The following is a 12738-nucleotide window of genomic DNA, read 5'->3' as shown; positions in this document are numbered from 1 at the left end:
GCCGCGCAGGCGGCGCTCGATCTCACAGACACTGAAAACCTCACGACATGCACTGGGTGGCAATGACTCAACATCCAGTCCGGTGAATCACGCCTGTCGTCCAGCTCATTGCATTCCAATCAAGCAAAGAAAAAGGCCACTGTTCCCAGTGGCCCTATGCTTCTGCTCGATATTCATGAACACCCCCTCAAACCGGGTGTATTGAGGTCTCACCCGACGCGGATGATTCAGCCATCGACGGGGTTCCTGATCCCGTTAATGCCGCGGAATGACAACGGGCTTCGCGCTCGGGTCAAACGCTAACAATTCAACCAGGTCGGATCACCGGCTGGAACAAAGTGCAACGAAAATGGCCGGCCCCATGTTGGGGCCGGCCGCTTATGTTTGAGTTGCTCGCTGTTACTTACCTGCAGTCAAAGCGTTGTAGCTGGTCATCAGGTTGCGATAATCCGGGATGTGGTTGGAGCACAGCGCCGCCAGCCCTTCGATGTCGTTGCGCCAGTCGCGGTGCAGCTCACAGGCCACGCCGAACCAGGTCATCAGTTGCGCGCCAGCCCGGCTCATGCGGTCATGGGCAGCATCACGGGTCATTTCGTTGAAGGTGCCGGAAGCATCGGTCACCACGAACACGTCGAACTCTTCTTCCAAGGCTGCCAGCGCCGGGAAGGCTACACACACTTCAGTCACCACACCGGCGATGATCAGCTGCTTCTTGCCGGTGGCCTTCACCGCCTTGACGAAGTCTTCGTTGTCCCAGGCGTTGATCTGGCCTGGGCGGGCGATGTACGGGGCTTCCGGGAACAGTGCTTTCAGCTCTGGCACCAGCGGGCCGTTGGGGCCTTGCTCGAAGCTGGTGGTGAGGATGGTCGGCAGGTTGAAGAACTTGGCAAGGTCGGCCAGGGCCAGCACGTTGTTCTTGAACTTGTCCGGCTCAATGTCGCGAACCAGCGACAGCAGGCCAGCCTGGTGGTCGACCAGCAGGACTGCAGCGTCGTCTTTGTTCAGGCGGTTGTAGGTGAATTTGCTCATGGTCTGTGCTCCTGACGTTTATGAATTTTTCAGCAATCTGGGGTGTTTCGCGTTGATGAGCACAGATTAAAATCATCACCTTTACGGCGGTAGACTGCGAAAATTGCCTTTAGCGTTCCATTTGGAGAACGACCATTGGAAGACCTCAATTCCCTCTACTACTTCACCCAAGTCGTGGAGCACGGCGGCTTCGCCCCGGCCGGGCGGGCACTGGACATGCCCAAGTCAAAGCTCAGCCGGCGCATCGCCGACCTTGAGGACCGCCTCGGTGTGCGCCTGCTGCACCGCACCAGCCGCCACTGCTCACTCACCGAGATAGGCCAGGCCTACTACAACCGCTGCCTGGCCATGCGGGTCGAGGCCGAGGGTGCAGCCGAGATCATCGAGCGCAACCGCAGCGAGCCGCGCGGGCTGGTGCGTATCAGTTGCCCGACCACCCTGCTCAACTCCTGGGTCGGGCCGATGCTGACCCGCTACATGCTCAAGTACCCGCAGGTGGAGCTGTTCATCGAGAGCACCAACCGCCGTGTCGACCTGCTGCACGAGGGCTTCGACATTGCGCTGCGGGTGCGCTTCCCGCCACTGGAGAACACCGACATGGTGATGAAGGTGCTGAGCAACAGCACCCAGTGCCTGGTTGGCCAGCCGCAGTACCTGGAACAATTGCCGAAAGGCTTCGACCCGCAGCTGCTCAGTACGCTGCCGAGCCTGCACTGGGGTAGCGCCCAGCGCGAGTACCAGTGGGAGCTGTTCCAGGGTGAGGACAGCAGCCGCAGCATCGTAATCCCGCATACCCCGCGCATGGTGACTGACGACTTGTTTGCCCTGCGCCATTTCGTGGTAGCTGGCGTGGGCATTGCTCATCTGCCGCGGGTCGCTGTACGCGAGGACCTGGCGGCAGGGCGGCTGGTGGAGCTGATCCCGGACTGGCACCCCCGGTGCGGTATCGTGCATGCGATCTTCCCGTCGCGGCGCGGGTTGCTACCGTCGGTGCGGGCGTTGATCGATCATCTGGCCGAGGAGTTCGCGATCAGCGACATGGCTTGAGGCCTGGGCAGCCTATGCCGGCCTCTTCGCGGGTAAACCCGCTCCTACAGGGGCCGCGCAGACCTCAGGCCTGTGGTGATCCTGTGGGAGCGGGTTTACCCGCGAAGAGGCCAGTACAGGTAAAGCATATGTTCCAGCACACAGTTACAAGACCCCTGGCCTATCCTTGCTCCACAGTCCCGGATCATCCCCCTTGGAGGCCCCATGATCCGCGCCAATCACGGACCAGGCCGCGCCCTGCTCGCCACCCTCGCCCTTTACCCGGTATTCAGCCAGGCAGAAGATGCCGGCTGGTCGCTGCTCAGCCGCAACTACTTCCTGCACAGCGACTTCCGCTCGCCCTCCGCCAGCGGCCAGAACTACCGCCAGGAGTGGGCCCAAGGCTTCATTGGCGAAGTCCGCTCGGGCTTCACCGAAGGCACGCTCGGTGTCGGCCTCGACGCCCATGGTTTCCTCGGGCTCAAGCTCGACGGCGGTCGCGGCCATGCCGGCACCGGCCTGCTGCCACGCGACAGCGATGGCCGGGCTGAGTCCAACTACTCCAGCGCCGGCGCCGCGCTCAAGCTGCGCCTGGGCAACACCCAGTTGCGCTACGGCGAGATGACCGTCGAAACACCTGTGTTCGACACCGGCGACAAGCGCCTGCACCCGGAATACGCCACCGGCTGGTTCGTGGAAAACACCGACCTGCCCGACTGGCGCCTTCAGGCCGGGCGCTTCACGGCCTTCAACAACCAGGCCAACAGCTCCACCCACGACGATTTCAGCGGCTATGGCGCCACCACCAACAACCGCGCCATCAGCCTGGCCGGCGCCACCTTTGCGCCGCACGGCCCATTCGGCGGCGCGCTGTACGCCGGGCAGCTGGAAGACACCTGGCGCCAGGCCTACCTCAACCTGAATTTCGCCGAGGGCAACTGGCGCCTGGACGGCAATCTCTACAAGACCCGTGACACCGGTAACGCCAGCGCCGGGGCGATCGACACCCTCGCCTACAGCCTGCTGACCAAGTACAGCTTCGGCGCCCAGGCCCTGACCCTGGCTTACCAGAAGGTCGAAGGCGACACGCCGTTCGACTTCGTCGGTGGCGACTCCATCTACCTGGCCAACTCGATCAAGTACGCCGACTTCAACGGCCCCGGCGAGCGCTCGTGGCAACTGCGCTACGACCTCAATTTCGCCGCCCTCGGCGTCCCTGGGCTGAGCCTGATGGGCCGCTATGTCAGCGGCCGTGGCATCGACGGCAGTCATGCCCCGGCCGGCGGTGCCTATGTGGGCCAGCAAGGTCAGGGCGGCAAGCACTGGGAACGCGACGTCGACCTGAAATACGTGGTCCAGTCCGGTGCCGCCAAAGACCTCAGCCTGTCGTTCTCCCACGTCAGCCACCGCGCCAACCAGGCCCAGGCCGGCGATGACCTCGACCGCATCTACCTGATCATCGAATACCCACTCAAAGGCAGCTTCTGACATGAGCAATTCCCCTTCAGGTGCCTGGAGCCCGCTGCGCAACACCACCTTCCGCATGCTGTGGATCGCGACCATCGCCTCCAACATCGGCACCTGGATGCACGAGGTGGGCGCCGGCTGGCTGATGACCACGCTGTCGGCCAGCCCGCTGCACGTGGCCCTTATCCAGGTGGCTGGATCGCTACCCATGTTCTTCCTCGCCCTGCCGGCCGGCGCGGCAGCAGATATCGTCGACAAGCGTCGCTACCTGCTGCTGGTGCAGCTGTGGATGTCGTCGGTCGCCGTGGTACTCGCGGCGCTGACCCTGCTCGGGCTGATGAACGTCACCCTGCTCTTGGTACTGACCCTGGCTCTGGGCATCGGCACCGCGCTGATGATGCCAGCCTGGAGCGCGCTGACGCCGGAGCTGGTGGGCAAGGAGGACCTGGCCAACGCCGTGGCCATCTCCAGCGTGGGCATCAACGTGTCGCGCGCTATCGGCCCGGCGCTTGCCGGCGTGGTGGTGAGCCTGGTCGGCCCGTGGCTGACCTTCGCCTTGAATGCGGTTTCCTTCGCCGGGGTGATTCTGGTGCTGTTCCTGTGGAAACGTGAGGTGAAGGAGCCGCTACTGCCGGCCGAGCGTTTCATCGGTGCCATGCGCACCGGCCTGCGCTTCGCACGCAGTGCCAAACCCTTGCAGGCCGTGCTGTTGCGGGCGTTGGCATTCTTCTTCTGCGCCAGCGCCGGGACTTCGCTGCTGCCACTGATCGTGCGCGGTGAAATGCACGGCAGCGCAGCCGATTTTGGTTTGTTGCTGGCAGCCATCGGCATCGGCGCGGTGGCCGGCGCCACGCTGCTGCCTCGCCTGCGCGAGCGCATCAGCCGTGACCGCCTGGTGATGCTTGCCAGCCTGCTGTATGCCCTGTTCCTGCTGGCCTTGGCGCTGGTGCGCAACTTCTATGTGCTGCTGCCGGCGATGCTGCTAAGCGGCGCGGCGTGGATCGCGGTGCTGTCCAACCTGCAGGTAGCGGCGCAGACCTCGGTACCGGCCTGGGTCCGGGCGCGGGCGTTGTCGGTGTACATCCTGATCTTCTTCGGCGCCATGGCCAGCGGTGGCTTGCTGTGGGGTACGCTAGCCAGCCATGCTTCGATCACCCTGAGCCTGTTGCTGGCTGCAGGCGGCCTGGCGCTGGGTACGTTGCTGACCTGCAAGGTCACCTTGCCGGAGACCGAGGCCGAAGAGCTGACGCCGTCGCTGCATTGGCCGGTACCAGTCCTGAACGATGACATGGACAAGGAAAGCGGGCCGGTGATGGTCACCGTCGAGTACCACATCGAGCCGGCCAAGGCCGAGGCATTCCAGCTGGCGGCACGCGATCTGGAGGCGATGCGCAAGCGCAATGGCGCATTGTCGTGGGGGTTGATGCGTGACAGTGCTGACCTTTCACTGTGGCTGGAGTTCTTCTTCGAGGAGTCGTGGCTTGAGCACTTGCGGCATCACCATCGGGTGACCCGGGGAGAGCTGAAGATCGAGGCGAAGGTGCGGATGCTGCAGACCGATGGGGTCGAAGTGAAGATCCGTCATCTGTTGGCTGGCCCAGAGCACAAGGCACACCATTGATTCTGGCTTTTCTGGCCTCTTCGCGGGCAAGCCCGCTCCCACAGGGGCCGCACAGACCTCTGGCCTGTGGTGATCCTGTGGGAGCGGGTTTACCCGCGAAGAGGCCGGCACAGAAGTAACAAAAAGGGGGCCAAGAACTGGCCCCCCTTTTCACATCAGCTCAGCTTAGAAGGCGAAGCACGAGCAACCCAGCGCGCCCCAGAAGCCTTGGTAGTCATTCACCGGCACGCTCGAATGCCGTGCCTTTTCATGGCTGTGCGCATGCACCCCGCATGGCCCGCTGCACTGGTGCACGGCGGCCGCCAGCGACGGCGTGCCCACACGCCAGTGCCCCGGCACCTTGACCACCGGCGACCACTCCGGCAGTACCGGCACCTGCGCTGGGCCGAGCTTGTCGAATTCAGCCGCGCCGTACACCACCTTGCCGTCAACGATGGTCAGCACCGACTCGATGCCCTTGATCGCTTCTTCATCGACACTGAAGAAGTCCAGCGACAGTGCCGCCAGATCGGCCAGCTGGCCGACCTTGATCTGGCCCTTCTTGCCCTGCTCGCTGGAGAACCAGGCGCTGCCCTGGGTGAACAGTTGCAGCGCGGTGTCACGGCTCAAGCCTTCCGGGTACAGCTCCATGCCACCTACCGTCTTGCCGCTGACCAGCCAGTACAGCGATGTCCATGGGTTGTAGCTGGACACACGGGTGGCGTCGGTACCGGCACCCACCGGCACGCCCATATCGAGCATGCGCTTGATCGGCGGGGTCTGCTCGGCAGCCTTGGCGCCGTAACGGTCGACGAAGTATTCACCCTGGAAGGCCATGCGGTCCTGAATGGCGATACCGCCGCCCAGCGCACGCACGCGCTCGATGTTCTGCGGGGTGATGGTTTCGGCGTGGTCGAAGAACCAAGGCAGACCGTTGAACGGGATATCGCGGTTGACCTTCTCGAACACGTCGAGCATGCGCGTGATCGATTCGTTGTACGTGGCGTGCAGGCGGAATGGCCAGCGTTGCTCGACCAGGTGGCGCACCACGGGCTCCAGCTCTTCTTCCATGGTCTGCGGCAGGTCCGGGCGCGGTTCGAGGAAGTCCTCGAAGTCGGCAGCGGAGAACACCAGCATTTCGCCAGCGCCGTTGTGGCGCAGGAAGTCGGTGCCGCTGTGCAGCTTGACGCTGGACGTCCACTTGCGGAAGTCGTCGAGCTCTTCCTTGGGCTTCTGGGTGAACAGGTTGTAGGCGATGCGCACGGTCAGCTGGTTGTTGTCGGCCAGCTCCTGGATCACCTGGTAGTCGTCGGGGAAGTTCTGGTAGCCGCCGCCGGCATCGATGGCGCTGGTCAGGCCCAGGCGGTTCAGCTCGCGCATGAACTGGCGGGTGGAGTTGACCTGGTACTCCAGTGGCAGCTTCGGCCCTTTGGCCAGGGTGGCGTACAGGATCATCGCGTTCGGGCGGGCAATCAGCATGCCGGTCGGGTTGCCGAACTTGTCGCGCTGGATCTCGCCACCCGGCGGGTTCGGCGTGGTCTTGTCGTAGCCAACGGCCTTGAGCGCAGCACGGTTGAGCAGCGCGCGGTCATACAGGTGCAGCAGGAACACAGGGGTGTCGGGCGCAGCCTGGTTGATTTCTTCCAGGGTCGGCATGCGTTTTTCGGCGAACTGGAATTCGTTCCAGCCACCGACCACGCGCACCCATTGCGGGGTCGGCGTGCGCGCAGCCTGGTCCTTGAGCATGCGCAGGGCATCGGCCACCGACGGCACGCCTTCCCAGCGCAGTTCCAGGTTGTAGTTCAGGCCACCACGGATCAAGTGCAGGTGCGAGTCGTTCAGGCCCGGGATCACCGTGCGCTGCTTGAGGTCGATGATCTGCGTGGCGCTGCCCTTGTGGGCCATGGCCTCGGCGTCGTTACCCACGGCGATGAAGCGGCCATCCTTGATGGCGACGGCGGTAGCGGTGGGCTTTTCGCGGTCAACGGTGTGCAGTTTGCCGTTGAACAGAATCAGGTCGGCGGTCATGGAACCTCCTTGGGTGGATGCGTGAACGGAACCGGCTTGGCCGGTGAAGGGCAATGCGGACCAGAGAGCGCCGGCTGCACCTAGCACGGTGCTGGTGGCGAGGAACTGGCGACGGGTCTTGTCGTTGCGGTCCTGGGACATGGTCTTCTCCGTCTGGGGGCGGCGGCAGGCGCAACTGTGGAGCATGCCGGTTGACACAACGTCAGGGCTTGGATAGATGTGCGGTGGGCTGTAGAAGGTTAGCCCTGTTCAAGCTTTGTGCTGCCTGGGCAGGCCTCTTCGCGGGTGAACCCGCTCCTACAGGAGGATCACAAGCCTTGAAGCCTGAGCTGTACCTGTGGGAGCGGGTTTACCCGCGAATGCCTCCAACAACTCACTTCTGCAGGAACGCCAGCAAGTCCTCATTCAGCTGCTGGGCATGAGTCACCGCAAACCCGTGCGGCGCGCCGGCATACACCTTCAGCTCAGCCCCACGAATCAGCTTCGCAGCCTGCTTGCCGGTGGTCTCGAACGGCACGATCTGGTCGTCATCGCCGTGGATCACCAGGGTCGGCACATCGATCTTGGCCATGTCCGGGCGGAAGTCGGTCTCCGCAAACGCGGTCACGCAATCCAGGGTGCCCTTGATCGAGGCCATCAGCGCAATGTTCAGGGTCTGGGCCTGCACCCCCTGGGACACCTGCTGCCCATGGTTGATGCCATAGAACGGCGCAGCGAAATCGGCAATGAACTGCGCACGATCGGCACGCAGGCCAGCACGAATGCCTTCGAATACCGACAGATCGACACCCTCGGGGTTGTCGTCGCGCTTGCCGAACACCGGCGTCACCGCGCCCAGCAGCACCAACCCGGCCACCCGCTCGCTGCCGTGGCGGGCGATGTAACGGCTGACATCACCGCCACCCATCGAGAAGCCCACCAAGGTCACGTCACGCAGGTCGAGGTGCTCGATCAGCTGGGCGATGTCGTCGGCGAAAGTGTCGTAGTCGTAACCGCTCCACGGCTGGCTCGAACGACCGAAACCGCGGCGGTCGAAGGCGATGGCGCGGTAACCGCGGCTGGCCAGGAACTCCATCTGCGAATCCCACATGTCGGCATCCAGTGGCCAGCCGTGGCTGAACAGCACCGGTTTGCCGCTGCCCCAATCCTTGTAATAGATCGAAGTGCCGTCGCGGGTAACGAGAGTGGTCATGTCGGTATCTCCTTGAAAGGTTGAAGGTGAAGGGGTGGCTCAGCCCCGCAGCCAGTTGGCGCAGCGGCGGGTTACCCAAGGCATGATGTAGAACACCACGGGCAGGATGACGAACAGGTTGACGATCAGGTTGCCGCTGATCGGGCCACCCAACTGCGGGAAGCGCGCGAACAACGGCGCCAGCAGTTGCGGGATGACCATGGTCATCGGGCAGATCACCAGGTAGGTCAGCAGCGCCTGTTTCCAGCGCGGCGGTTGCGCCGTGTTGACGCTTGGCGGGGTGAACCAGAACTCCGGGTCATCGTGCACCTGGGTGTGGTCACCGCCGTCGAGCAATGGCAGCACTTCGTTGACCAGCGCCTGGCGTTCGGCCGAGTTGACCCAGGCCTGCAACAGGCCGGCGTCGGCGAAGCGCACCACGGTGGTGAAATGCAGCCCACCTTCGTCAGGGCGGATGACGTTGACGTCCAGATGCCCCGGCTGGCGGCGCGCGGTGCTTACCGTGCGCTTGAGCCACTCTTCGTAGGCCGCCAGCGACTCGGCGCGGGCCTTGTGCTGGATGACCAGGGTCACCACGTTGCGGTTGTCTTGGAATGCGGTGTTCATCGGCGTTCCTTGGGATGAGCTTGCCCGCATCCACTGTGCGACGGCGGACGGGCGGAGGATTGGATAAGTGTGCTGCCCTTGCCGGGCACCGACTGGCGGTGCCCGGCTGCCGGCTTACTTGTTGGCGTTGAAGGCGTTGTAGCTGGTCATCAGGTTGCGGTAGTCCGGGATGTGGTTGGAGCACAGCGCGGCCAGGCCTTCGATGTCGTTGCGCCAGTCGCGGTGCAGCTCACAGGCCACGCCGAACCAGGTCATCAGTTGCGCGCCGGCCTGGCTCATGCGGTCGTGGGCGGCGTCGCGGGTCATGGCATTGAAGGTGCCGGAAGCGTCGGTCACCACGAACACGTCGAACTCTTCTTCCAGGGCTGCCAGCGCCGGGAAAGCTACACACACTTCAGTCACCACACCGGCGATGATCAGCTGCTTCTTGCCGGTGGCCTTCACCGCCTTGACGAAGTCTTCGTTGTCCCAGGCGTTGATCTGGCCTGGGCGGGCGATGTACGGGGCGTCCGGGAACAGTGCCTTCAGTTCCGGCACCAGCGGGCCGTTGGGGCCTTGTTCGAAGCTGGTGGTGAGGATGGTCGGCAGGTTGAAGAACTTGGCCAGGTCAGCCAGTGCCAGCACGTTGTTCTTGAACGCGTCCGGCTCGATGTCGCGGACCAGGGACAGCAGGCCAGCCTGGTGATCGACCAGCAGCACGGCAGCGTCGTCTTTGTTCAGGCGGTTGTATTTGAATGGGGTCATGGTGGTAGCTCCTAAGGGTTTTGATTTTCAGTAAGTTGGGTGTTTCGCGTTGATGGGAGAAGATTAAAACCAACACCTTTGGAGCGGTAGATAGTGGTTTTTGGCTTTAGCGTTCCATTTAAGGAACGATCTGTTGGCAGTGGATTTGCTGGCCTCATTGCTTGCCCGAGCAAGCTGCTCTATTACTACGCACAGCCCTCCCCTCACTCCCGAGACTTCCATGCTGGCGTTCATCCAGTCGTCCCCGTTGTTGCTCGGTACCGCCCTGATCCTGCTCGACCTCGTGCTCTGGCAACTGATCCCGATCCAGCGCCGGGCCTGGCGCATTGGCACGCGACTGGTGATCTTCCTGCTGTTCAGCTCGGTGCTGGTGGCCGCGGGCATGAGCCCGCTGCAGCCGCCGCCGTGGGCCGACGATGTGTCGCGCAACCTGATCGCCACGGTGCTGGCCATCGGCTGGTGGCTGTTCGGTGCACGCACGGTGACCGTGGTGTTCGGCCTGCTGCTGGTGGCCCGTGGCAGCCATGGCGGGCGCTTGCTGCAGGATGTGCTGGGGGCGCTGATCTTCCTTGCGGCCGTGGTCGCCGCTGCCGGCTATGTGCTGCAACTGCCGGTGAAGGGCCTGCTGGCCACCTCCGGGGTGATGGCCATCGTCATCGGCCTGGCGCTGCAGAGCACCCTGGCCGACGTTTTCAGCGGCATCGTGCTGAACACCACGCGGCCCTATCAGATAGGTGATTCGATCTCCATCGACGGCACCGAAGGCAAGGTGCTGGATATCGACTGGCGCGCTACGCGTCTACTTACCGGCAGTGGCAGCCTGGCGGTGATCCCCAACTCGGTAGCGGCCAAGGCGCGCTTGCTCAACCACAGCCGCCCGGCCGATGTGAACGGGGTGTCGATCTGCGTAGTGGTGCCGGCCAAGGTACGCCCCAGGCGGGTTTTCGATGCCCTGGAGAAAGCCCTGCAGGGCACCAGTGCGATCCTCGCCTCACCCAAGCCCAAGGTGACGGTGAAAACCTCGACACTGGAATCGGTGGAGTACGAAGCCAGCGGCTTCATCGCTGACATGGGCGGCAAGACCGATGCACGCAACCAGCTGTTCGACCTGGCGCACCGCCACCTGGAAGCCAGCGGGGTGATGTGGAACGTCGACCTGGCCATGCCGCCACGCAGCCGCCAGCGCGAAGTGCTGGACGAGGTGCGGGTGTTCCGCTCACTCAGCGCTGAAGAGCGGGATGCCTTGAGCCAGCGCATGACCGCCGTGGAGTACCTGGCCGACCAGGTCATCCTGGGCGTTGGCGAGCAGTCCGATCATTTGCTGGTGATTGGCAGCGGCGTGGTTTCGGCGTCGGTGCGCGATGGTGACAAGCTGCTGGAAGCCGGGCGCATGGGGCCAGGTGAGGTGCTGGGGATCGAGGGGATCATCGACGAAGACGACTCGATGGCCGAGTTCCGCACCTTGACCAGCTGCGTGCTGTATCGCATTGAAAAAACGCAGGTGAAGAGCTGCCTTGAGCAGCGTGGGGAGGTGCAGACGGCGCTGAGCAAATTGCAGCGGTTCCGGCGCCAGAGCCGGGAGTCGCTGTTGCTGCAGAAGCCGGTTTCGATCAAGAAAGGCGGCTTCCTCAGCTGGTTGCACAAGTAACCTGTACTGGTCCCTTCGCGAGTAAACCCGCTCCCACAGGGATTGCGCAAAGCTGAAACCTTGTGCAGTACCTGTGGGGGCGGGTTTACCCGCGAAGGGGCCAGCTGCTACAGCACAACTCTCAAGCATTGCCCGGCGTGATACAGCGAGAAGCCGGACTCATAGAACGCGGTGCGCAAAGAAGGCGCGCTCACGCCCGTCATCGGCGAGAACGGAATCGGCAGGCTGTGCGCCTCACCTTTCAGCAGGAACTCGGCAAACGCCCGGCCAATCACGGTTCCGGTGGTGTTGCCACGACCGTTGTACCCGGTCACCGCCACCAGCCCCGGCGCCGGCTCGAACAGCCGCATCAGGTGGTCCGGGGTGAAGTCGATGCAGCCAGTCCAGTGCATTTCCCACTCGACCTTGCCCAGCTCCGGATAGTAATGGCTCTGGATCCGGTCAGCCCAACTGCGCACGAACCAGGCCGGCTTGTTGTCGACCCGGCCGAGGCTGCCTAGCAGCAGGCGGCCCTGATCGTCGCGGCGGATGCTGCTGAGCACAGTGCGGGTATCCCAAGAGCCCTGGCCGTGCGGCAGCACTTTGTCGGCTGCCGCGCCGTGCAGCGGCTTGGACGCCACCTGGTAGTAGTAGCCGCGGAAGAACTGCTTCTGCAGGTTGCTCCAGTCGCCTTCGGTGTAGGCGCCTGTGGAAATCACCACCTTGTCGGCGCGTACCGAACCACGGGCGGTCTTCACCCGCCAGGCATCGCCGTCACGCTCAAGGCCCTCGACCGAGGATTGCTGGAACAGTTTGCCGCCCAGACGCACCACGGCGGCGGCCAGGCCCTGGGTGTAACCCATGGGGTTGATGGTGCCGGCGCGGCGGTCGAGCAGCGCGGCGGAAATCTTGTCGGTACCGCAGTATTCCTGGCACTGGCTGCCGGTCAGCAACTCGACGTCGGCCCCGCGGCGGCGCCATTGCTCGTGGCGGGCCTCAAGGTCGGCGATACCGGTGGCGTTGTGCGCCATGTGCAGCGTGCCTTTGTGCTGAGCCTGGCAGTCGATGCCGAGGCGATCGATCATCGCGAACACTTCAGCCGGGGCTGCGCCGAGCACCTTGTTCAGGCGGCTGCCCTGCTTCTGGCCAAGGGTCGCCTCCACGTCATCGGGGCGGATCCAGGTACCAGCGTTGACCAGCCCGACGTTGCGCCCGGAGCCGCCGTGGCCGATCTTCCAAGCCTCCAGCAGGATCACCGACTTGCCCTGCTCGAGCAGATGGATAGCCGCCGACAGGCCGGTGATGCCGCCGCCGATCACGCAGACATCGGCCTTGTGTTCACCGGCCAGGGCCTGGCTGGCGACGGTCGGTTGGCTGACGTGTTCCCACAAGCATTGTTGACGCAGTTCGGACATGGCC

Annotated in this window: 10 protein-coding genes; 4 read left to right on the top strand and 6 right to left on the bottom strand. The window is 63.8% G+C overall.

The genetic code is table 11. The features are described 5' to 3' along the window. Positions 1-399 precede the first annotated feature (399 nt). Positions 400-1029, bottom strand: coding sequence for an isochorismate family cysteine hydrolase YcaC (ycaC, locus tag H040_RS09095; protein ID WP_027916984.1), 630 nt, complete (start codon positions 1027-1029; stop codon positions 400-402). A gap of 135 nt (positions 1030-1164) precedes the next feature. Here ycaC (H040_RS09095) and H040_RS09090 point away from each other — a divergent pair, with 135 nt between their 5' ends. The 3 genes from H040_RS09090 (at position 1165) to H040_RS09080 (ending at position 5143) form a co-directional block, all read left to right on the top strand. After that, positions 1165-2076, top strand: a complete 912-nt coding sequence (locus H040_RS09090) for a LysR substrate-binding domain-containing protein (protein ID WP_027916985.1) — start codon at positions 1165-1167, stop codon at positions 2074-2076. Positions 2077-2280: 204 nt separating this feature from the next. Continuing rightward, positions 2281-3543 carry an OprD family porin gene (locus H040_RS09085; protein WP_027916986.1) on the top strand — a complete coding sequence of 421 codons (1263 nt, stop codon included), beginning with the start codon at positions 2281-2283 and terminating at the stop codon, positions 3541-3543. Between the two features lies 1 nt (position 3544). Beyond that, the gene (locus tag H040_RS09080) at positions 3545-5143 is read left to right on the top strand and encodes an MFS transporter (RefSeq protein ID WP_027916987.1); all 1599 of its coding nucleotides are present in this window, start codon (positions 3545-3547) and stop codon (positions 5141-5143) included. Between the two features lie 165 nt (positions 5144-5308). Here the strand turns inward: H040_RS09080 and H040_RS09075 are convergent, their stop codons facing one another. The 4 genes from H040_RS09075 to ycaC (H040_RS09060) all read right to left on the bottom strand — a co-directional run bounded on the left by H040_RS09075 (position 5309) and on the right by ycaC (H040_RS09060) (position 9692). Continuing rightward, positions 5309-7291 (bottom strand): amidohydrolase, encoded by a 1983-nt coding sequence (locus H040_RS09075; RefSeq protein ID WP_033695923.1) that lies wholly within the window; start codon positions 7289-7291, stop codon positions 5309-5311. Between the two features lie 232 nt (positions 7292-7523). Next, on the bottom strand, positions 7524-8342 hold the full coding sequence (locus H040_RS09070) for an alpha/beta fold hydrolase (protein WP_027916989.1): 819 nt from the start codon (positions 8340-8342) through the stop codon (positions 7524-7526). 39 nt (positions 8343-8381) lie between these two features. Beyond that, the gene (locus tag H040_RS09065) at positions 8382-8948 is read right to left on the bottom strand and encodes an antibiotic biosynthesis monooxygenase (protein ID WP_027916990.1); all 567 of its coding nucleotides are present in this window, start codon (positions 8946-8948) and stop codon (positions 8382-8384) included. 114 nt (positions 8949-9062) lie between these two features. Beyond that, the gene (gene ycaC / locus H040_RS09060) at positions 9063-9692 is read right to left on the bottom strand and encodes an isochorismate family cysteine hydrolase YcaC (protein ID WP_027916991.1); all 630 of its coding nucleotides are present in this window, start codon (positions 9690-9692) and stop codon (positions 9063-9065) included. Between the two features lie 220 nt (positions 9693-9912). Between ycaC (H040_RS09060) and H040_RS09055 the strand changes: the two genes are divergently transcribed. Beyond that, positions 9913-11340: a mechanosensitive ion channel family protein gene (locus H040_RS09055; protein ID WP_027916992.1), complete on the top strand. Its 1428-nt coding sequence runs from the start codon at positions 9913-9915 to the stop codon at positions 11338-11340. 107 nt (positions 11341-11447) lie between these two features. Here the strand turns inward: H040_RS09055 and amaA are convergent, their stop codons facing one another. Next, the gene (amaA, locus tag H040_RS09050; protein WP_027916993.1) at positions 11448-12734 is read right to left on the bottom strand and encodes an L-pipecolate oxidase; all 1287 of its coding nucleotides are present in this window, start codon (positions 12732-12734) and stop codon (positions 11448-11450) included. Positions 12735-12738 lie beyond the last annotated feature (4 nt).

Origin of the sequence: Pseudomonas sp. URMO17WK12:I7 (genome assembly GCF_003269045.1) — a bacterium.
Lineage (GTDB): Bacteria > Pseudomonadota > Gammaproteobacteria > Pseudomonadales > Pseudomonadaceae > Aquipseudomonas > Aquipseudomonas putida_J.
Note: the sequence above shows the minus strand (reverse complement) of the source record. Positions and strands in the feature narration are given on the sequence as shown.

Bases quoted from the DNA above. Each gene is read 5' to 3' on its own strand.
- ycaC (WP_027916984.1), bottom strand. From the start codon at position 1,029: ATGAGCAAATTCACCTACAACCGCCTGAACAAAGACGACGCTGCAGTC.
- H040_RS09085 (WP_027916986.1), top strand. From the start codon at position 2,281: ATGATCCGCGCCAATCACGGACCAGGCCGCGCCCTGCTCGCCACCCTC.
- H040_RS09080 (WP_027916987.1), top strand. From the start codon at position 3,545: ATGAGCAATTCCCCTTCAGGTGCCTGGAGCCCGCTGCGCAACACCACC.
- H040_RS09075 (WP_033695923.1), bottom strand. From the start codon at position 7,291: ATGTCCCAGGACCGCAACGACAAGACCCGTCGCCAGTTCCTCGCCACC.
- H040_RS09070 (WP_027916989.1), bottom strand. From the start codon at position 8,342: ATGACCACTCTCGTTACCCGCGACGGCACTTCGATCTATTACAAGGAT.
- H040_RS09065 (WP_027916990.1), bottom strand. From the start codon at position 8,948: ATGAACACCGCATTCCAAGACAACCGCAACGTGGTGACCCTGGTCATC.
- ycaC (WP_027916991.1), bottom strand. From the start codon at position 9,692: ATGACCCCATTCAAATACAACCGCCTGAACAAAGACGACGCTGCCGTG.
- H040_RS09055 (WP_027916992.1), top strand. From the start codon at position 9,913: ATGCTGGCGTTCATCCAGTCGTCCCCGTTGTTGCTCGGTACCGCCCTG.
- amaA (WP_027916993.1), bottom strand. From the start codon at position 12,734: ATGTCCGAACTGCGTCAACAATGCTTGTGGGAACACGTCAGCCAACCG.